The sequence below is a fragment of the Candidatus Binatia bacterium genome (genome assembly GCA_036382395.1).
Lineage (GTDB): Bacteria > Desulfobacterota > Binatia > HRBIN30 > HRBIN30 > JAGDMS01.
This window is the reverse complement of the sequence record DASVHW010000182.1, coordinates 1-20,187: the sequence shown is the minus strand read 5'-3', so window position 1 is coordinate 20,187 and position 20,187 is coordinate 1. Positions and strand designations below refer to the sequence as shown.

Annotated in this window: 16 protein-coding genes and 1 pseudogene; 8 read left to right on the top strand and 9 right to left on the bottom strand. The window is 63.6% G+C overall.

Translation table 11 applies throughout. The features are described from left to right. Positions 1-28: 28 nt before the first annotated feature. The 5 genes and pseudogenes from VF515_08405 to VF515_08385 all read right to left on the bottom strand — a co-directional run bounded on the left by VF515_08405 (position 29) and on the right by VF515_08385 (position 4,677). Positions 29-2,443 carry a hypothetical protein gene (locus VF515_08405; protein HEX7407654.1) on the bottom strand — a complete coding sequence of 805 codons (2,415 nt, stop codon included), beginning with the start codon at positions 2,441-2,443 and terminating at the stop codon, positions 29-31. Between the two features lie 98 nt (positions 2,444-2,541). Beyond that, a complete protein-coding gene (locus VF515_08400; GenBank protein HEX7407653.1) occupies positions 2,542-2,877 on the bottom strand; it encodes a hypothetical protein in 336 nt (111 codons plus the stop codon). A 48-nt stretch (positions 2,878-2,925) separates the two neighbouring features. Beyond that, the gene (locus VF515_08395) at positions 2,926-3,924 is read right to left on the bottom strand and encodes a Gfo/Idh/MocA family oxidoreductase (GenBank protein HEX7407652.1); all 999 of its coding nucleotides are present in this window, start codon (positions 3,922-3,924) and stop codon (positions 2,926-2,928) included. Positions 3,925-3,940: 16 nt separating this feature from the next. After that, positions 3,941-4,417: a MaoC family dehydratase gene (locus VF515_08390; protein ID HEX7407651.1), complete on the bottom strand. Its 477-nt coding sequence runs from the start codon at positions 4,415-4,417 to the stop codon at positions 3,941-3,943. Positions 4,418-4,518: 101 nt separating this feature from the next. Next, positions 4,519-4,677, bottom strand: a pseudogene (locus tag VF515_08385) (cysteine synthase A). A 251-nt stretch (positions 4,678-4,928) separates the two neighbouring features. On the opposite strand from VF515_08385, the gene thiC reads away from it, so the two are divergent. Beyond that, positions 4,929-6,581, top strand: a complete 1,653-nt coding sequence (gene thiC, locus VF515_08380) for a phosphomethylpyrimidine synthase ThiC (GenBank protein HEX7407650.1) — start codon at positions 4,929-4,931, stop codon at positions 6,579-6,581. Between the two features lie 54 nt (positions 6,582-6,635). After that, the gene (locus VF515_08375) at positions 6,636-7,100 is read left to right on the top strand and encodes a thioredoxin family protein (GenBank protein HEX7407649.1); all 465 of its coding nucleotides are present in this window, start codon (positions 6,636-6,638) and stop codon (positions 7,098-7,100) included. A 465-nt stretch (positions 7,101-7,565) separates the two neighbouring features. Here VF515_08375 and VF515_08370 read toward each other — a convergent pair whose 3' ends face one another. The 4 genes from VF515_08370 to rnr form a co-directional block, all read right to left on the bottom strand. After that, positions 7,566-8,741 (bottom strand): hypothetical protein, encoded by a 1,176-nt coding sequence (locus VF515_08370; protein HEX7407648.1) that lies wholly within the window; start codon positions 8,739-8,741, stop codon positions 7,566-7,568. 526 nt (positions 8,742-9,267) lie between these two features. Next, positions 9,268-10,428: an acyl-CoA dehydrogenase family protein gene (locus VF515_08365; protein HEX7407647.1), complete on the bottom strand. Its 1,161-nt coding sequence runs from the start codon at positions 10,426-10,428 to the stop codon at positions 9,268-9,270. A gap of 164 nt (positions 10,429-10,592) precedes the next feature. Then, positions 10,593-11,675: a 3-deoxy-7-phosphoheptulonate synthase gene (locus tag VF515_08360; protein ID HEX7407646.1), complete on the bottom strand. Its 1,083-nt coding sequence runs from the start codon at positions 11,673-11,675 to the stop codon at positions 10,593-10,595. 107 nt (positions 11,676-11,782) lie between these two features. Continuing rightward, a complete protein-coding gene (rnr, locus tag VF515_08355; protein ID HEX7407645.1) occupies positions 11,783-14,128 on the bottom strand; it encodes a ribonuclease R in 2,346 nt (781 codons plus the stop codon). Between the two features lie 113 nt (positions 14,129-14,241). Between rnr and VF515_08350 the strand changes: the two genes are divergently transcribed. The 6 genes from VF515_08350 to VF515_08325 form a co-directional block, all read left to right on the top strand. Next, positions 14,242-15,369 (top strand): MlaE family lipid ABC transporter permease subunit, encoded by a 1,128-nt coding sequence (locus VF515_08350; protein HEX7407644.1) that lies wholly within the window; start codon positions 14,242-14,244, stop codon positions 15,367-15,369. A gap of 19 nt (positions 15,370-15,388) precedes the next feature. Beyond that, the gene (locus VF515_08345; GenBank protein ID HEX7407643.1) at positions 15,389-16,201 is read left to right on the top strand and encodes an ATP-binding cassette domain-containing protein; all 813 of its coding nucleotides are present in this window, start codon (positions 15,389-15,391) and stop codon (positions 16,199-16,201) included. Then, entirely contained in the window at positions 16,182-17,126 is a 945-nt protein-coding gene (locus VF515_08340; protein HEX7407642.1) for an MlaD family protein, read from the top strand. The genes VF515_08345 and VF515_08340 overlap by 20 nt, the downstream gene beginning before the upstream one ends. After that, positions 17,123-17,752, top strand: coding sequence for an ABC-type transport auxiliary lipoprotein family protein (locus tag VF515_08335; GenBank protein ID HEX7407641.1), 630 nt, complete (start codon positions 17,123-17,125; stop codon positions 17,750-17,752). The genes VF515_08340 and VF515_08335 overlap by 4 nt, the downstream gene beginning before the upstream one ends. Positions 17,753-17,795: 43 nt before the next feature. Next, a complete protein-coding gene (locus VF515_08330; GenBank protein HEX7407640.1) occupies positions 17,796-19,169 on the top strand; it encodes a pitrilysin family protein in 1,374 nt (457 codons plus the stop codon). Continuing rightward, positions 19,169-20,187 (top strand): pitrilysin family protein (locus VF515_08325; GenBank protein ID HEX7407639.1); only part of this gene is annotated, 1,019 nt, incomplete at its 3' end. The genes VF515_08330 and VF515_08325, both read left to right, overlap by 1 nt.

Genomic DNA, 20,187 nt, shown 5'->3' with positions numbered 1-20,187 from the left:
CCCCCTGGAACCCCGAGCCTCCGGCCGGCTACGACGCTGGCGACGGCCCGTGGATTTCGTCGACCGCTCCGGTGGCTGGGTCGTACAAGACGTGGCCGATGTGGTCACGCGTGAAGACGCGCTGGCCATCGACGTACAGCGAGAAGCCCTCCGGATAGCCGCGGTAGTGCGCCTGGCCGTCGGGTTGATCCCAAACGATGGTCAGATCCTTGCCGTGGTAGCGCAGGCGGTCGAGCAGAAAATGGTTCCAGTGCAAGGCCGCCGGCTGCAGCTCGATCTTGGCATCGGAGCGTGGCGTCAATCCGACCACCCCCTCGACGATCAGCGAGCAGTACATGGAATGGAAGTCGTGCGAAATGTCGGACGGCTTGGGACGGTTGGAGACCTGATGCGGCTCCCATTTGGAGTAGTACTCGTGCGCGTTCGGGCGCCATAGAGGGTCAAACGGATTCACCCCGGGATACATCAGCGACGTGAAGCGCGTCATGAGTTCCATGAAGTGATCGGGCGTAATGACGCTCTGGTGATAATGCTTCAATACCTGCAGCAGGGTGCGCGCCCCCATGCTGATCGGGTGCGGCGCGATGTTGCGCGTCAACCCATCCATCTCCCAGGTCCAGCGGCGATAGTAATACTGGCTCGTGATCACCGGCGGGAAGCGCGCCCAGAACTCGTCCGGATCAACGAATTTCTCCATCGCCCGCAGGTAGCGCGGTTCGTCGGGAGCCAGCAAGGTGGTGAACGGAAAGAAGCCATGCAGCTCGCGAACGGGAATGCGGGTGTGATCAGGCGTGCGCTGAGGATAGAAGAAATGTGTTTCGTCGTCCCAGAGCTGCTGCAGAACCGGTGTTCGAATATGCTCGGCGATGCCGTCGAACTCAGCGGCGAGGGCGGCGTTACGAGTCTCGCGGGCGAGCTCGGCCACCGCCCGTGCATTGGCGTAAACAAAGCTGGCGAAGTCGACACGCTCGAGATTCGGCAGCTCGGCGTCGAGGTCGAGCTTCATACCGGTGAAGAACCAATAGGAAAGAATGTCGAGGTCGTAACCGGTGACGCGCGGCCGATCGCGTTCGGGGAGCCCGTCACCGTCCTGGTCGTAGAGGTTCATCCAGGCGTGGACGTCGCTGGCCATCGCCGGCAGCAGGGCGCTCAATCGGTCCGCTGGAATGGGGTGCACACGGTGGAACTCGGCTACGGCGGACGCAATCCAGTGCGAGTAGGTTTCCCCCCAATAGGGGCTGCCCGGCGGGTCGACGACCGCGCCGGATGAGAGGTTCCGATAACTGTTCTCGGCTTGCTGCAACCCGAATTCCGGGTCTCGGAGGTAGGTCAGTTCTTTGATCTGTGCGGGCACGGCGAACGAGATGACATTGTCGAAACCCAGCTTGCCTTCGTAAAACCGGTACCCTTTCATGTCGGGCGTGTCGGCCTGCGTCATGTTGAAGCGCACGACCCACCAGCGGTAGTACCACATCTTCTTGAATGCCGGTTCGGAGGCGTCGAAGTAGGGCACGTTGTCAAAGAACCACCGATTGTACTCGCGCTCGTGCTGGGCGAGGAGATCGTCGGGCAGCGCTGGCGCCGAGCCGTCGCGGCTGCGGTTTTCGAAGCTGACTGCCACCTGGGCTCGGAGTGACGCGCCGTCAGGTGTCACGTCCAAGGTCCGGTGGAGGTGGATCGCCGCACTGTCGAGTCGCGAAAATCCGGGTGCATCCAGATAGGTGAACAGCGGCAGCTGCTGCAGGCTGCCGCTGCCGAGCAAGGGGTACGCCGTTACGGCGCCACCGTTGGGCATGGTGAAATAGGCTGCCGTCACCTCGATGTCGAGCTTGTGCGGCTTTTGATCAGCGGAATGCGCCTCGTAGGTGCAGACGGCCCGATCATCGTTGGTGATGTACTTGTATTCGTCGATCTCGACCGGCGCGACCAGATACTTTACCAGGGTGTGGCTGGGGGAGCGTTCGATGCGGTACTGGTTGTCGTAGATGACGATGGGTTTGCCGTCGACGAAGAACTGGACGTCAAACAACCGCTTCAGGCAGAAGCTCGAGTGGAGGTAGCAGAATTTCCCGGCAAGTCCGGGCTGATTCAACAACTCGCGCGTCCACAGGCGGCGCCCTGATGAGAGCAAGAGCTGGTCGTCATCGAGCATCAGCTCGCGGGCGCTGGTGGGGGACAGGCCTTGCGGCGGCATTTGAAAGACCTGATGCGCCAGTACTCCATCGACGTAGGCGTCCTGCAAGTTCGCCTGCCGAGTGGGCTCGAACGGCTCGAATTTCAGCCAGGCGTTGAACAGCGGCGGAGACTGGTCGGCTGGCTTCGGGGGCGCACTCGGCGCGTCAATCCCTCGCGACCGCAGCAGGATGAACGCCGCTGCGACGACGCCTGCGACCAGCACCGAGGTGATGATCCAGGACGACTTGCGGTCGGAGCGCTTGGGCACCGCAGGACGCTAGCACGAAACCGGGACCGATGCGGAACCCTCTGATACGTCCAGATCAGCGTGCCCGGATCCAAGCCGGCGGGAAGACAACGGGCGCGCTAACGGTGCACGCTGCAGTGCACTTCCGCGCCGACGAGTTCGTAGCGACCACCCTCGGGACACGCGGGGATGCGCACGCCATCGGCTTGCATGGCCGCCAACGTCGGGGTCTCGCCAGGATGGCTGACGGACCAGAGCGTGATGTCGCGTTCGATGATCTGTCGGTTGCTGCGACAGGCGACCGCCCGGGCTGCATTGATCGCGTAAATGCCCTTGGAGCGCTCGCCCGGGGAGCTCTGTAGCTGGAAATACCCGAAGTACAGCGCCGCGGCGATCAAGAGCGCCAAGAGCACGGCGACGAGACCGAACCCGTTCTGCCCGAGCCGCCGGCTCATCTTGAGGCGCCTTCGCTGCTGTGGCTGGCGGCGTCGCATACTCAGGACTCAGGTCTTGATGAGGCCGCGCAGGGGTAGGCCGGCTTTCGTATACACGGCATCGATCACGCGCATGTTGGCGATGGCGTCGTCGGGATTGGTCGGGACCCATGTGCCGGAGCGAACGGCGTCGGCGAAGGCGCGAAGCTGGTGCGTATACGTCGCATCACCACGCAGGCGTTCGGTGCGCCTGCCCACATCATTGCGCAACGTCAGTCGATGGTAGAAATGCGGAACCACCGGGTTGATCACGAACAGTTCGCCGCGATCGCCGTGCACACGGGCGCTGGCACGGATCAGGACGGGGGACAGCAGCGCGCAGGTGATCCGGCCGGTACGGCCGTCGGCGAAGGCGAAGTCGGCGACCATGGAACGGTCGACGCCCGGTGAAGACAAGCGCGCCTCGGCGTGGATCACTTGCGGTTCGGCTCCGGCGAGAAACCGCAGGATGCTGATGGCGTAACAGCCGGTGTCCATGGTGGCGCCGCCGGCGAGGTCGAGCCGGTACCGGATGTCACCCGGCAGCAGCAGCGGGATGCAGAAGTGGGCTTCGATGTGGCGCACGGTGCCCACCTCACCGGCGTCGATGATCGCCTTCATGCGCGCGGCCAGTGGGTGATAGCGCCAGTGGAAGGCTTCGACCAGCACGCGGGCGGCCTGCCGCGCCGCGGTTGCCATGCGCTCGGCTTCGGCGGCGTTCGAAGCGATCGGCTTTTCGCACAACACGTGCTTGCCGGCTTCGAGGGCGCGGATCGTCCACTCGCAGTGCAGGCTGTTCGGAAGCGGATTGTACACCGCATCGATCTCCGGGTCGTTGACCAGGGCTTCGTAGCTCGGCAGCACTCGCGGGATACCGTGCTTGGTGGCGAAGGCCTGGGCGCGCTGCGGATCGCGAGCGGCGACGGTGGTTACGGCGACACCGCGGACCTCTCGGGCGGGACGCACCAGTGCCATCGGTGCAATACGCGCGGCCCCAAGAATGCCAATACGGATTGGGTCGTCACTCATAAGATTTCACAAGACTTCATTTCATCGGCGGGTGGTACAGCAACAGCATGACGTAAATCAGTGCCGGTTTGTCGGTGCCGACGACGTGCACATTGATCTCCTGCGTCACCTGGGTGCCTTTCGGTTTGGCGTCCACAGCGACCAGCCGAGAGCGGGCATGCACCTTGGCGCCGGCGGGGACCGGGCGCACGAAACGGAGCTTGTCGGCACCGTAGTTGGTGGCGTTGCCGAAACCGACGATTTCAAAGTCAGAGCCGGCGCGAAGGACCGGGAGCAGACTGAGTGTGAGAAAGCCGTGGGCAATCGTCTGACGGAACGGGCTCTCCTTCTTGGCCCGCTCGACGTCGATGTGAATCCACTGTCGGTCCCCGGTGAGGTCGGCGAACTTGTTGATCATCTCCTGCGTGACCTCAATCTCCGGCCCGAATGGGCCGAAGGTGTCGCCGATCTTGGATTTCAACTTCTCAACATCGTCGAAACGGATGGCTTCCATCGATTCCTCCCCGTCTGCTTCTGGTGCATTACATAGTACGGTACGGCATTCTGGTCCATGTGCCTGGGACGGTTTTCATGCTCTGTTTTGCGTTGTCTGAATCATTCGTTCAGCCACGGCGGTACCGGAAGGCCTTTCTGTCGCAGCCACTCGGGATTGTACAGTCGGGAGCGGTAGCGATCGCCGCTGTCACAGAGGACGGTGACGATCGTATGGCCCGGCCCCAACTCACGAGCCACGAGGACCGCCGGCGCCTACGAAGCCGGATCTGACATCCACCGCATACCCTCCATTCGACAAGTTGCCGAAAGATCCGAGCCTGCCAGAAAGCAGCGCCTTACGGTAGGGCCGTGCCAGGTGACGGCTGTTGCGGTAGTGCGGCATGGTGCGGCGCTTTGCGGAGCCGCTTGAACCCGTTGCGGCCTCAGCGTACATTCGGTGCAAATGAAAAGAGAGCGTTTTGGCGCTGGTGTAGCCAAGGCCGCGTCAATCGTGGAGGAGTGAGAAACACATGACACAGCTAGAAGCCGCGCGGGCCGGTATCATCACGGCGGAGATGCGTCGTGTGGCGCAACGAGAGAATGCGACCCCCGAGTTCATTCGCGACGAGGTGGCTCGCGGGCGGCTTGTGATCCCTGCGAACATACGCCATCTGGCGGGTAGCGCGGGCGAAGCGCCCAGTGCGGGCGCAAACGGCAACCGGCCGTCACTCAGCTATCCCGACGCACCGGTTGGGCATCCCGGCGCCCGGGCCACGGCACGCCACTGGGTCAACCAAACCGTGTCGCAACGCTGGCAGGAGATCAACGACCCGGCCTTCATGCGCGGGGAGCCTGCAGCCAAACGCCTCGATCCCACGGGCATCGGCCGCATGATCACCACCAAGATCAACGCCAACATCGGCGCCTCGCCGGTAAGCAGTGGAACACATGCCGAGGTCGAGAAGCTGCAGTGGGCGCAGAAGTACGGCGCCGACACGCTGATGGATCTGTCCACCGGCGGCAACCTGCACGAGTGCCGGCAGGCCATCATCGACCACAGCACCATTCCTATCGGCACCGTGCCGATTTACGGCATGATTCTCGGCCGGCGCATCGAGGATCTGACCTACGACGTCATCCTCGAGGAGATCGAGCGCCAGGCCAAACAAGGGGTCGACTATTTCACCATCCACGCCGGCGTGCTGAAGGAGCATCTGCCGCTGATTCGGAATCGTCTCACCGGCATCGTCTCCCGTGGCGGGTCCTTGCTGGCCAAGTGGATGATCACCCACAACAAGCAAAACCCGATGTACGAGATGTTCGACGAGATCAGCGCCATCATGCGCCAGTACGACGTGACCTATTCGCTCGGGGACGGGCTGCGCCCCGGCTGTACGGCCGACGCCTCGGACCCGGCGCAGCTGGCGGAGCTGTATACGCTGGGCGACTTGGTGCACCGTGCGCGCGCCGCCGGCGTGCAGGCGATGGTGGAAGGTCCCGGCCATGTGCCGCTGGATCAGATCTCGTTCAACATGCAGTTGCAGCAGCGGGTGTGCGACGACGCCCCGTTCTATGTGCTCGGCCCCCTGGTCACCGATGTCTTCCCCGGGTACGACCACATCACCAGCGCCATCGGTGCCACCGAGGCGGCCCGCGCCGGTGCGGCGATGCTGTGCTACGTCACGCCGAAGGAGCACGTCGGCTTGCCGAAGGCGCAGGACGTCCAAGCGGGGTGCATCGCGTACAAGATCGCTGCCCATGCCGGTGACATTGCCCGCGGTATTCCGGGCGTGCGGCAGTGGGACGACGATTTGTCGCGCGCCCGCGCGGCGTTGAATTGGCCGCGGCAGTTCGAGCTGGCCTTCGACGGCGAGACGGCACGTGCGCTGCATGACGAGGACCTCGAAGTCGACACCGATTTCTGCGCCATGTGCGGGCACGACTGGTGCAGCATGCGGATCTCCAAAGAGATCCAAGCCTTCGCCAGCGGCAAGGACCCGAACTTCCAGCCTGAACGCAAGGTGCTGCGCAGCCCCGGCGTGAGCCAGGAAGGGGTGGAATTGCTGCGGCAGCGGGCGCGGGCGTTGCCGGTGGTCGAAGGGAAACACGCCTGTCACAGTGATGTGGCCCCGGATCCGGAAGAGGCGAAGACGGTGCAGGTCGAAGTGCTGGGGGCGGAGTGACGGTTGAGCAAGATCGAATTTGAACCGTGGCGAATTTTCGGCTAGCAGTGGCGCATGCGAAAAGAACTAGCGTTCGGGGTGGCGGTCATCGGCCTTCTTCTGGCCGCCGCGGCGGCCTTTGCCGGGGCGGAAAACTGGAACGACGCCAACATCCACTGGATGGCGTACGACGAGGGCCTGGCGGCCGCGAAGAAGAGCCACCAGCCGATTTGCCTGATCTTCTACACGACATGGTGCCCGCACTGTGGGAATTATTCGAAGCTGTTCAGCGACCCGGAGGTCGTGAAGAAATCAAAATCCTTCGTCATGATCCGGCTCGACAAGGACAAGAACCAGGAGCTGAGCAAGAAGTACAAGCCGGACGGAGAATATATTCCGCGCACGTACTTCCTGTCGTCTGACGGGGCGCTGGACGAGTCCCTGGCGGAGCAACGCGAGCAGTTCAAGTACTTTTACAGCGAGAGTAATCCCGCGTCGATCGTCGCCGGGATGGACCGGGCGCTGAAGAAACTGCAGTGAGCCACCGGCGCCGGCGGCCGGATATCGGGTACTGTCTGACTTTCGCCTGCAGTGTCTGAGTTTGGCGCGACGGAGCAGAGCCCTCGGCGAATAAATTCGCGGCAACGAGGGGCACCAACGCGACACGCGCGGCTGCATCCTCATGCGCAACGAGGACTTGAGCCAACTGGCGCAGATCATCACGCCTGGGGTCACACCGGTCCTGATCGCCGAAGAGGTTTCCTACCGTCGCGCTTCTGACTGGCACACGACCGTGCAACAGCTGGTGGAGCAGTTCCCGGTTACCGGGTTGCTGGCCGTGGTGGCGACGCCGGACTATGCCGTGCTCATGCCCCGCGATGGCAATGGCGGATCACTGAAGACTGATCGTAGCGCGCGGTTTCCAGCGCGCCATGGCGGGGCAACCGAGGTGTTCGGGCTTATGCGATCACGATCACAATGGCGGAGCGAGCTGTCAGATGCGCGTCATCCGCGCACCACGCAACGGTGCGCCGCCACAATTGTCGCTGCGACAGCCGCCCGTGCCTTCCGGGCCCGCAAGAGATTCAGGCCTGCACCGAGACAGATGGCCAATAACATGATGGCGAGTACCGGCATGAACAACGGTACCGAGGAACTGAAGGCGGCGACCGGGCTGCCTCCGTAGAGCGTTTCGACACTGAGGGTAGTCAAGAAGGACGGTGGCATCACCGCCGGCGCATTCGCGAACGAAGTTTCGACGCTCAATGTTGTGGGCACCGACATCACTGGTGACAGCACCAAGGGTCCGAGACCGCGATACATTGCTGTCTCAATACCGGCGCAAACTGCGAGCCCGCTCCCCAGCCCCACCCGCCAGCCGCCGGCCATCAGGCTCATCGCGAGCAGCGCGAGGCATATTGATACGGCTGGTGACCCCAATTGCAGATCCGCACCAAGGAGCATTCCTGCGCAAAAGCCATCAAGTGCGAGCACCGTTAAGAACGCTGCTGCTGCAGGCCACAGTCTGCCACGCCGGAGCACCAGGATGATCGCGCCCCCGTGTGCGAGCAGCAGTGCGGCAGCAGCCGCACGCACCCCCGGCGCGACGAGGACGAAGCTGGTGATCCACGGGGTAGCGACCACGGCGAGTGCCAACAACAGCAACGCCAGCAGAATTCCGGGTGCCGTAAGCACGAGCCAAGACGCCACCGCCTGAATCGGTTCGCTCGCTATGCCGACACCTGGGGCAAAGTTGCCCGGAGCCTCTGGTCTGCTGCCCTCTTGTAGTGCCACGCTGCGCCCGGCTTCAGTGCCGTTCTGTGACGACGCTGTTGCCGCTTGCTGTTGCGCCACAACGGCGGCAAGGCGTTGCTCGACATCTCGCACGGAGCTGGCGAGCGCATCCGCACCGCCGGAGAGGCGTTCCAGCAGATCCGCGGTGCTCGCCTCACGTACCTGCGAGGCGGCGGCTACCGCTTCGAGACGCCGCACGGTTTCGTCGGCGCGCGCCACAGCCTCGTTGGCGCGAGTCGTCGCCTGCTCACCCCGGGCGCGGAGCTCGGCCTCGGCTTGCCGCTGCTCAATTTGAACTTGTTCGATAAGCTGCCGGAGTTCATCAAGCTGGGACTCCTGGTGGGCCGCAAACGCCAGAATGCGCTGCTCGATTACTTGAAGCGGCACGGTTCGTTCGTCACGGTCGGTGGGGTCACTTGCGTGGTGCTTTTCCGTTGGCATAGCCTACATCCGTACCTAGCCTGATCCTGCAGCTCCGGCATTCAGCAAAGCGTATGCCCATCTTTTCCTGGTCAGCACCCATGAAGAGATTGCTGCGTCACGCCGAATATGTGACGCAGGCACTTGTCCTGCAGGATGTTGCCTGGCGTTCGAATCACGCCGAGAAGCCGTCTTTTCAGATACTTAGCCGCAGTTTCTTGATCACCGGCGGCGAACAATCCAAGTGCGAACTTTCCTGTTGGGAGCGATCATTTACGCGCCAGCTCTTGTTCTTAAGAAAGGACAGGAACTCATCGCCTTCTTGGCGCGGGTAGGCGGCGCCGGCGAAAGCGAAGAGCGCGTGACGGACGGTTCGAGTCTCGCGGACAATCGACGGGGCGTCGTCCACAGCGCGCACTTCTAAGGTTGGCGTTCCGCAGTGTCAACAACTCACGGCGGAATGCGGGTTGTGGGTCAGGGGTCCCGAAACCGCTCAGGCTGTCGCGGAGGTTTCGAGATCCGGTTTGTCTAGCACCTCCTGCGCCACCAATTCCCGGTTCCAGGTGGCGTCGCCGAAGGTGACTTCCGAAGCCTTGGCGCGCTTGAAGTAGAGGTGCATGTCGTGCTCCCAGGTGAAGCCGATGCCGCCGTGGATCTGGATGCCCTCGGCGCTGACATGCTGATAGGCGTCGGAGCAGTACGCTTTGGCCATACACGCCGCGAGGTGGGTTTCCGGTACGTCGTTGGCCACCGCCCAGGCGGCGTAGTAGGTGGCGGATTTGGCGCTCTCCGTCTGCACCAGCATGTTGGCGCACTTGTGCTGGATGGCCTGGAAGCTGCCGATCGGGCGCCCGAACTGCTCGCGCACCTTGGCGTAGTCGACGCTCATCTCAAGCACTCTCTGCGCGCCGCCGCACATCTCGGCGCACACCCCGACCTTGGCCCGATCGATGATCCGGTCAAGCAGAGCCCAGCCCTTGTTTGCCTTGCCGAGGACGGCGTCGGTGCCCACCGTGACGTTATCGAACGCCACTTCGCACAGCTTCCGCGTCTGATCCATGGTCTTCAGCAAGGTCGTCTTGACACCCTGCTGCTTGGCATCGACGAGGAACAGGGTGATGCCTTTCGCCCCTTTGCCGCCGGTGCGTGCCGGAACCACCAGCACGTCGGCGTTGTGGGCGTCAGGCACAAAAAGTTTCGTGCCGGAGAGTTGGTATGTTTTTCCGTCCTTGGCGGCGGAGAGCTGGATGCCTGTGGCGTCCCAACGGCCGCTTGCCTCGACCTGCGCCAAGGTTGCCTTGAGCTTGCCGGCACAGATCTCGGGCAGGTAGCGCTTTTTCTGGGCCTTCGAGCCGCCCAGGTCAATCGCGAGCCCACCGAAAATGTTGGCGAAGAACGGGCCGGGCATGACCACGCGTCCCATCTCTTCGAGTACGACGACGAGGTCGACCATGCTCAATCCCGATCCCCCGAACTGCTCCGGGAAGATGAGGCCCGTCCAGCCAAGGTCGGCCATCTTCTTCCACTGCTCTTCGGAGTAACCGGCGTCATCGTCCATCATTTTACGGACGTAGGTCATGGCGCACTCGGTCTCGAGGAACTGCCGGGCGCTTTGCCGTAGCATTTCTTGTTCTTCGGTGAATCCGAAATCCATGGTTCCTCCTGGTGCGAGGTTCGCGAGTTAGCGGGTGCGCCAGTTTACGCAAAGCCCTTACCGACAACTGGCGAACTGGCTGGCCGGCTTACTTGCCCTGTGTCGGTATGCCGATGAATCAGCCTGCTTGCAAGCATTCTTCACGCGCACACGGGCTCACCTTCCTAGGCCGGGAGCCCGGCACTGGCTTCGACCGGGGCGGACACTTCGCGCCAGCTTGCCGCGGCTTCGGTGAGGCAACGTTCGGTCGTCTCCCAATCGATGCAGCCGTCAGTGATGGAGACCCCGTACTTGAGCCCGGCGCGCCCCTTCACCACCTTCTGGCTGCCGGCTTTGAGATTGCTCTCCAGCATGAAGCCGATGATGGAGCGGTTGCCGGCACGGATCTGGTCAATGAGGTCGGCGAGCACCTCCGGCTGGCGCGCGTAATCCTTGCCCGTCTGGGCGTGACTGCAGTCCACCACGATGCGCGCCGGGAGACCAGCCTTGGTCAGCATGTCCTCGCACTTGCGGATGCTTCCGGCATCGTAGTTCGGTGTGCGGCCGCCGCGCAGTACGATGTGGCGATCGGGGTTGCCTTCGGTGTGGATGATCGACGTGTGGCCGTCCTGGTCAATGCCCAGGAACGTGTGCGGCCGGCCCGCCGATTCCAGGGCGTTGATGGCGGTCAGCAGGTTTCCGTCGGTGGTGTTCTTGAATCCAACGGGCATGGAAAGTCCACTGGCCATCTCGCGATGGGTCTGACTTTCCGTGGTCCGGGCCCCGATCGCGGTCCAGGAGATGAGGTCGGCGAGATACTGCGGGGTGATGGGATCGAGCAGCTCAGTCGCGGCCGGCAAACTGATCTGATTGACATCAAGCAGCAGTTGGCGGGCCAGACGCAGCCCCGCTTCCATATCGTAGGTGCCATCGAGATGGGGGTCGTTGATCAGACCCTTCCAGCCCAAGGTGGTGCGCGGCTTCTCGAAGTAGACGCGCATGACGACGAAGAGCTCATCGGCGAGACGGTCGCTCAACTGGCGTAAACGATGGGCGTAGTCGAGTGCGGCTTCTGGATCGTGGATGGAGCAGGGTCCGACGACGGCAAGGAGCCGCCGGTCCTTCCCGTTGATGATGTCGCGCACGGCGGTGCGGGTACGGACGACCACCTCATAGATGGCGTCCGACGCCGGCAACTCCCGCTTAAGGGTGCTCGGAGGCACCAGCGGTTCGGTCTTAACCACGTGAAGATTTTGTGTTTTCAGCATTGTTTGCAGTGTGGCGGGCGCCAGCGCCTAGGTCAAGCGTGACTCCGGAGCGCGAAGTGGCCGCTGGGATCGGCGCCTGTGGCGTCGGATTGAGAAGCTTCGGCGTGCTATCGCCTTTTGAGAGCGCCTCGCCCTGTCTTGCCCGCCGTCTGCTCCCTGCGTGTTGCTCGCTTCCCCTTTCCTCGGCGTGGGGATTGCGGACCAAGCTCGGCGCCGGGAGAGCGGAGCCGCTCCAGCACGGCGAAGTCGATCTCACGCCGGCGCAAGGAAACGTCCGTCGCCTCGACCAGAACACGGTCGCCGAGGCGAAAGCGCTTGCCGGTCCGCAGACCCTTGAGCGCGTGTTCCTCTTCAATGAAAGAGTAGCGCTCATCAGTCAGCGCATCGGCCCGAACCAGACCCTCGATGGGATAGGCGTCCAACTCCACGAAGAAGCCGAAGGACAACACCGAGACAATGGTCCCCGGTTGCGGCTCGAGCAGATGGTCGAGCATGAACTCGGCCTTCTTCAGATCGAGCATGGCGCGCTCCGCCCCCATGGCTTCGCGCTCGCACTGCGAGCTCTGCACGCTCGCGGCCTCGATGGCTTCGGCCTGGCTGCGCGCGGCTTCGACTTCGCCATCGAAGACACGGCCGAGCTGGCGATGCACGATCAAGTCCGGGTAGCGCCGAATCGGTGAGGTGAAGTGGCAGTAGGTCGGGAAGGCCAGGCCGAAGTGGCCCGCGTTCGCGGTGCGGTACTGTGCCTGCTTCAATGAGCGCAGCACCAGGCGCGAGAGCACACGGGAGAGTGGGTGGCCATCGAGCTGCTCGAGCAGATGTTGCACGTCTTGTGGCCGGACCTCGCCATCGTAGTGCACGGTGAGGCCGAAGACCTGGAGGAACTCGTTGAGATCATCGATGTCGTCCGTGTCGGGCGGCTCGTGGATGCGGTAGGGCAAGGGCACGTGTCGATCGGTGAGGAAGGCGGCGACGGCACAGTTGGCCTCGAGCATGAACTCCTCGATGAGCCGGTGGGCATCGTTGCGTTGGAACAGCCGTACGCCAACGCTGCGCCCCTCTTCGGAGAGGTCGACGAACGCCTCAGGGAGATCGAGATCGAGGGAGCCCGCGGCCAGGCGCTTGTGGAGAAGCTTGCGCGTGAGTTCAAGCATGAGACGCAGTTGCGGCAGAAGTGGACTCAGCTCGTCACGCCATTGCCGGATGTCGAGTGTGTCGGCTGCCGACAGCACGGCGGCGACTCTGGTGTAGGTGAGGCGGGCCCGGCTGGTGATCACGGCCCGATAGAAGCGCGCGTCGTGGCGGTGGCCGTGGCGATCGTAGGTCAGCTCCGCCACCATCACCAGGCGGTCGCGCTCTGGATTCAACGAGCCCAGCTGATTCGAGAGCTGCGGTGGCAGCATGGGGATGGCACGGTCCGGAAAGTAGACGCTGGTGCACCGGCGCGCGGCTTCGGTGTCGAGTGCGGAGCCCGGCCGCACGTAATGCGAGACATCGGCGATGGCGACCCACAGCCGGTAGCCGCCATGCGGTAGCGCCTCCAAGCACACCGCGTCGTCGAAATCGCGCGCGCTCTCGCCGTCGATGGTCACGAAAAGACGGTGGCGCAAATCCTCCCTTGCGGCGAAGTCGTGTTCGCATGGGTCGGGAGGCAAGCGCTCGGCCTCGGCGAGCACCTCGGGTGGAAACTCGATCCGCAAGCCGTGCTCGAAAGCGATGGTGAGAAATTGGACCTCGGGGTTGTCGGCGGCGCCGAGCACTTTCTCGACCTCGCCGCCAGGGCCGCGAGTGGGCGTGGGCGGTCGCGTCAGGCGAACCAACGCGACCTGGCCGGCGGCCTGCCGCTCGGGCAGATCGCCCCCGATAATCGCCACAACCGGAAGCAGTTCATTTTCCGGGAGCAGCTGCCAGCCATCGCGGCCGTAGCGCAGCGTCCCGATGATCTTCTCATGCACGGGGCCCGTGACCGCCGTGATGCGCCCGACGAAACGCCGCGCCCGCAGATCACGCCGGATGATCTCCACCGCCACGCGGTCGCCGTGCAGCGCCGCGCCCGCCATCTCCGCCGGGATGAGGATGTCGCGCGGGAAGCGGCCGGCGGCCTCGCCCAGCACTTCGACAAAGCCGTAACCGGCACGGACGCGGGAGTAATGTCCTTCAATCCGTGGCCCCGGCCGCTTCTGCGGCTTGCCGCGCTCGCCGGGAATTCGCGGGGTCCGCACGCCCCGGACGGGGGCGCTGGCGCCTTCGGCTTCCCGGACCCACTGGTAGCGGGTCTTCCCAATGCGGCGCAATCGGTGATTGGCAACCTCCATCTCGAGCGCCGCCTTGATGTGTTTAGGATCGTAGCGGTCCATCTCGAGCAGGCGCGCTATCTCCACAATGGAGAGCGGGCGCGGCGCGCGCTGCTTGAGGAGTTCGAGGAGGGCGGTCGGCTTTGGCGTCGGCGGCATAGGGTGTGCCTAGGATCGATCAGCTTATCGGCCAAATTGGCCCGGGTCGCAACTCCCCGGCGCCCTGGCATGGCGCGTTCGCTCTCCCACCTCTGGGATGGTAAGAGGAAAACGTGGCGACCGATGGTTCGTACGAGTTGTCGACGCAGCAGGGCGACGATCGAACCGTCACGCTGGCGATCCGTGGGCGGATCGAAATCGGGAACGCGCAAACGCTGCTGAGTGACATCGTCAAGCGGGTGCCCAGCCAAGCCCGCCAGGTGGTGCTGGACCTGTCCGGCGTCGAGTATTTTGACAGCGGCGGGGGAGCCGTGTTGATCGGCCTGCGGCAACGTCTGGTACAGACCGGTGCGGAGCTGCGTATCGCGCGATCGACAGCGGCGATCGACGGCTTTCTGAGCCTGGTTGACGAGCAAGCGCTGCTCGCGCCGCCACCGCCGCCGGCGCCTCCGGCGGGTCTCACGCACCGGATCGGGGCGGAAACGCTCGAGGTGCTGTCGGACTTCCGCTCCCTCGTCGTGTTTACCGGCGAGCTCGTACTGGGATTAGGGGAAGCCGTACGGAATCCGTGGCGCATGCGCTGGCGGGAGACGTGGCTCTATATGGAGCGGACGGGTCTCGATGGCGTGCCGATCGTGTCCCTGATCAGTTTCCTCATGGGCTTGATCACGGCGTTTCAAGCGGCCGTGCAGCTGACGCAGTTCGGCGCCGACATCTACGTCGCCAACCTGGTCGGATTGTCGATCGTGCGTGAGCTCGGCCCGTTGATGACGGCCATTATCGCCGCCGGGCGTTCGGGTGCCGCCTTCGCCGCCGAGATCGGAACCATGAAAGTTTCCGAGGAGGTCGATGCGCTCACCACCATGGGCCTCGACCGCACGCGGTTTCTGGTGACCCCCAAGGTCGTGGCGCTGCTGGTGATGCTGCCGTGCCTCACGGTGTGTGCCGATCTGGTCGGCATTCTGGGCGGGTTGACGGTGGCGACCGTGGGTTTGGGTCTGCCGGCGCAGGTGTACCTGCGGCAGACGCGTTTAGCGCTCAGCGTTTGGGACATCAGCTCCGGCCTGATCAAGAGCGTTGCCTTCGCGATGCTGATTGCCGGCGTGGGCTGTCTGCGCGGCTTTGAGGCCCGGGGTGGTGCCGAGAGCGTCGGCCGGATCACCACTTCGGCCATCGTGGCGAGCATTTTCCTCATCATCGTCGCCGATGCTATTTTCACCGTCGTGTTTCATTACTGGTAAGATGCAAAAGGAAGGGACCTTGACGGGTATCCATGCTGCTCCAGCCCTGCCGGTCATCGAAGTGGAACACCTGGTGGCGCGGTATGGGGAGAACACCATCCTCGACGACGTCAGCCTCCAGGTGCAGCGTGGAGAGCGATTTGTCATTGTCGGCGGGTCGGGATGTGGCAAGACCACACTGTTGCGGCACATGATCGGCCTCCAACAGCCGGCGAGCGGCCGGGTGGTCGTTGATGCAGAGGACATCACGCATGCCGACGAGGATCAGCTCCGGCGCGTGCAGCGCCGGATCGGGGTGCTCTTCCAATCAGGGGCGCTGTTTACCTCGCTCACGTTGGGTGAGAATATCGCGCTGCTGCTGGAGGAATACACGACCTTGCCGGCGGCGACCGCGGAACTGCTGGTGCGCATCAAACTGAGCATGGTGAAGCTCGCGGGCTTCGAGGCGTTCAGGATCTCCGAGCTGTCCGGAGGGATGAGAAAGCGGGCAGCGCTGGCGCGGGCCATGGTTCTCGATCCGAGTATCTTGTTCTTCGACGAGCCGTCGGCCGGGCTTGATCCGGTGACCGCGGCCGAATTGGATGAGCTGATTATCCAGATCAACCGCAGTCTGGGCACCACCATGGTGGTGGTGACGCACGATCTGTCCAGCATTTTCACGATCGCGGAGCGCGTCATTATGCTGGACGGGGAAACCAAGAAGATCATTGCGGAAGGCAAGCCGCAGGAGTTGCGCGACCACAGCGCCGACCCCCGCGTGCATGCCTTCTTCAACCGGGAACCGTCAGCGACATTCCGCAGGAGGAGCGACAGTGACCACCGAAGCGCATAAGTTCCAGGTGGGCGTATTCGTCATCGCGGCAACCGTGATCGCGGTGGGAGCGGTGATCTGGCTGGGCGCCAGCCGCTTCTTGGAATCAACCAAACGATTTGTGACATATTTTTCGGAATCGGTGCAGGGACTTGATCCGGGTGCGGCCGTCAAGTACCGCGGTGTGCCGGCGGGACGGGTGGAGCGCATCGATGTCGCTCCGGATCGCCAGTTGATCGAAGTCGTCATGGATATCGACACCAAGTACGTGGCCGCGTTGCAGGGCGATGAGACGTTGCGGGCCCAGCTCGAGCTCAGCGGCATCACCGGTCTGCGCTACGTTGAAATCGAGCGACGCTCTGGCGATGCGCTCCATCAGGCCCCGCAGATGAGCTTCAAGCCTCATTATGACGTGATCCCGTCGGCGCGCTCTAGCTTCAAGGCCGTGCAAAGCGCTCTGGCCGATGTGTACGACAAGATCATGCAACTGGACCTTGGCGGCATCTCGGCCGATGCGCGCGCTACGCTGCAGTCGGTCTCCAAACTCTTGCAGGATGAACGCATCAACACCTTACTGAACAATTTCGCCGCCGCATCGCAGGCGACGCAGAAGGCGGCGAAGAATGTCGAGACCATGACCACGGGGGTGAAGATCAAGCCGGCGGTAGAAAACGCCACCCGCGCCACCCAGGAGGCGCAGCGCCTCTTTGCCAGTCTCAACCAGGGGGTGAAGGGCGAGGAGCTGGGCCGGACGCTCGATCAACTCAACCAGGTGACGGTGAGCGCCCAGCAGTTCATGGTGGCGCTGCAATCCACGATGGCGCGTTTCGACCGCACCGTGGGAAACTTGCAGGGGCTGACGGAAGAGATCCGCCATCAGCCGTCGCTGCTGTTTTTCGGAGAGGCCCCGGCGGCGCGCCGCTCTGGCGACGGGAGTGGCCAATGAGATGGTCCCGCTGGCTGCTGCCGTTGGTCGGGCTGTTGGTCGGTTGCGTGCGCCTTGGGGTGCGGGCGCCCCAGATCCGTGACTATCGGCTCGATTACACGCCGCCGGTTGTTACCGGTGCTCCCTTGGCGGCGATCCTGGCAATCCCGCCGCTGGCCGTTGCGGCGGTGTACGATCGCGAGCCGATCATTTACCGAGAGAACCCATATTCGACAGCCGCTTACTTCGACAGCCGCTGGAGCGCCAATCCCGGGAGCATGGTGGCGGATCTGCTGGCGCGTGACTTTGTCGACAGCCATCTGTACCGAGCGGTGCAGCGCGGCCCATCGTTGCTGCCGAATGATTACCGCATCAGCGGCCAGATTGAAGAGATCGAAGAAAGCTTGACGGATAGCAGCTGCACCGCGCACCTGCGGCTGGATGTCTTGGTCGTGCGTATTCGTCGCGGCAAGGGTGATTCCGTGCTGTTGCAGCGCACGTACGCAGGCGATGAGCCTTCGGCGTGCAAGACGCCCCATGCGCTTGCCGCCGCCATGAGTCAGGTGCTGGCGGGCATCTCGGCGCGGCTGCAGCGCGATGTTCACGACGCCATTGCGGCGGATGCGGCGGCCGCGCAGTTACCTTGACCGGCTGGGACCCCGCTGCTACTCACGGCCATCTATGTGTATCTTGCTGAGAGCCGCAGTCTGCGCCGTGGCCCTGGTGTGCCTGCCGCTGGCGCCGGCACGAGCGGCACAATCCTACGCCGAGCGCGTGCGTGAAACGGTCCTTCCCAACGGCTTGAAAATCCTGTTGCTGGAGGACCACAAGGCCCCGGTTGCCGTTCTGCAGGTGTGGTATCGCGTCGGTTCACGGAACGAGCAACTTGGGCGCACCGGCCTGTCCCATCTCCTCGAGCATCTGATGTTCAAAGGCACGAAGAAGGTGGGGCCGGAGGAACACTCGAAGATCATTCAGCACAACGGCGGCAATGACAACGCCTTCACGTCGGATGACTCGACGACGTATTTCGCCACCATCGCCAGCGATCGCCTTCCAATCGTCATCGACCTGGAGGCGGACCGCATGCAGAATCTCACCTTCGACGACGCCCAGTTCACCCCGGAGCTGCATGTCGTCATGGAAGAGCGCCGCCTGCGTACCGACGACAATCCGGTGGCGGCGCTGTTCGAGCAGATCAGCGCCGTGGCCTACTCGGCGCACCCGTACCAATGGCCGACGATCGGCTGGATGAACGACCTCAAGCAGGCGACACGCCAGGACGCGATGGAGTACTACCGCACCTACTATACCCCCAGCAACGCGGTGCTGGTCTGCGTTGGCGACTTCTCCGCCGATGCCTTGCTGGCGCAGATCCAAACGGCCTTCGCGGCCGTCGCACCCGGAAACGCGTCACCACCCGTGCGCGCCATCGAACCCGTGCAGCAGGGCGAGAACCGTACCGTGATCAGGCGCGAGGCCCAGCTCCCATTCGTCGGCATCGCCTACCATGTTCCCAACCTCCGCAGCAAAGATGGCCCGGTGCTGGAAGTGCTGTCGGCACTGCTCGCGGGCGGGAAGAGCGCCCGCCTGTACCAGCAACTGGTGTACGAAAAACGCCTGGCGCGCGACGTCGGCTCCAGCTACGAGCTGACCTCGGTTGACCCAGGCCTGTTCTTTCTCTACGCCCAGCTGCTCCCCGGCAAGACCGCCAAAGCGGTAGAGCAGGAGCTCGAGGCGCAGGTTGATCGGTTGCAGCGGACACGGGCGAGCGAGCGCGAACTCACCAAGGCGAAAAACGGCCTGGAAGCGAGCTTCGTTCTGGGGCAGGATTCGCTCTTCTACCAGGGCATGCTGTTGGGACAGTACGAAGCCGCCGGCGATTGGCGGCAGATCGATAACTACCTGCCCAGCATGCGTGCGGTGACCGCGGACGACATCATGCGCGTCGCATCATTCTACCTCACCCCGCGCAATCGTACCGTCGGCACCTTGGATCCGTTGCCGGTTTCGGCCGACCACGCGCCACATATGCAAGTGCCTCCGTCAGGAATGGTGCGCTAATGGGTGCTCATCGGCGCACCCACACGCTGTGGATCGTCGGCTGCATCATCGTTGCGTGGACGACCCTCGCCGCCGCGGCCACGCCTCCGGCAGAGCGCTACACGCTGAGCAACGGCGCGCGGCTCGTCGTCTCGGAACAACATGCGCTCCCAATGGTGGTCGTGCAGATGCTGATCGATGCCGGATCACGGCGTGACCCCCGGGGACAGGAGGGCGTGGCAAACCTCACCGCGGACCTGTTGACGGAAGGCACCAAGACGCGCACGGCCTCGCAGATCAGTCAGGACTTCGACTTTATCGGGGCGTCATATAGCACCTCTGCCGACACCGACTACGCCACCCTGAGCCTGCGTGTGCTGCGCAAAGACCTCGATACGGGGCTGAACCTGCTGATGGATGTATTGCTGCATCCCAATTTTCCCGACGCCGAAGTCGGCCGGCGCCGCGAAGCGGCCGTGGCCCAGATGAAGGCGGAGGAAGACGACCCGGGCAAGGTGGCGCAACGGGCTTTCGCCAAGACTGCTTTCGGGGACGGACCCTACGGCCACCCCGTCGTCGGGACGCCCGAGGCGGCGCGCAGGGCAACGCGAAACGAGATCGTGTCGTTTTACACCGAGCACTACCGGCCGGAGGGGGCCATCATCACGGTGGTTGGTGATGTGGCAGCAGGCGAGGTTCGAGAGCGCATGGAATCGGCGTTGCGGGAGTGGAAGAAAGGCACGCTGACGCCCTTCCGCTATCCGCTTGCAGGTCCCGCCCATGCCGGCACGGTGACCATCAACAAACCCATCAGCCAAGCCAATATCGTTCTCGGTCAACTCGGCATCGCCCGCGACAACCCGGACTACTACGCCATACAGGTGATGAACTACATTCTGGGCGGCGGTGGGTTCTCGTCGCGGCTGCTCGACAACATCCGTACGAAGGCCGGACTGGCGTACTCGGTGGCGAGCTTCTTCACCGTGAACAAGGCGCCGGGCAGCTTTCAAGTGGCCATGCAGACGAAGAACGCGTCGGC

Bases quoted from the DNA above. Each gene is read 5' to 3' on its own strand.
- VF515_08360 (HEX7407646.1), bottom strand. From the start codon at position 11,675: ATGCTGAAAACACAAAATCTTCACGTGGTTAAGACCGAACCGCTGGTG.
- rnr (HEX7407645.1), bottom strand. From the start codon at position 14,128: ATGCCGCCGACGCCAAAGCCGACCGCCCTCCTCGAACTCCTCAAGCAG.
- VF515_08365 (HEX7407647.1), bottom strand. From the start codon at position 10,428: ATGGATTTCGGATTCACCGAAGAACAAGAAATGCTACGGCAAAGCGCC.
- VF515_08390 (HEX7407651.1), bottom strand. From the start codon at position 4,417: ATGGAAGCCATCCGTTTCGACGATGTTGAGAAGTTGAAATCCAAGATC.
- thiC (HEX7407650.1), top strand. From the start codon at position 4,929: ATGACACAGCTAGAAGCCGCGCGGGCCGGTATCATCACGGCGGAGATG.
- VF515_08395 (HEX7407652.1), bottom strand. From the start codon at position 3,924: ATGAGTGACGACCCAATCCGTATTGGCATTCTTGGGGCCGCGCGTATT.
- VF515_08375 (HEX7407649.1), top strand. From the start codon at position 6,636: ATGCGAAAAGAACTAGCGTTCGGGGTGGCGGTCATCGGCCTTCTTCTG.
- VF515_08400 (HEX7407653.1), bottom strand. From the start codon at position 2,877: ATGAGCCGGCGGCTCGGGCAGAACGGGTTCGGTCTCGTCGCCGTGCTC.
- VF515_08335 (HEX7407641.1), top strand. From the start codon at position 17,123: ATGAGATGGTCCCGCTGGCTGCTGCCGTTGGTCGGGCTGTTGGTCGGT.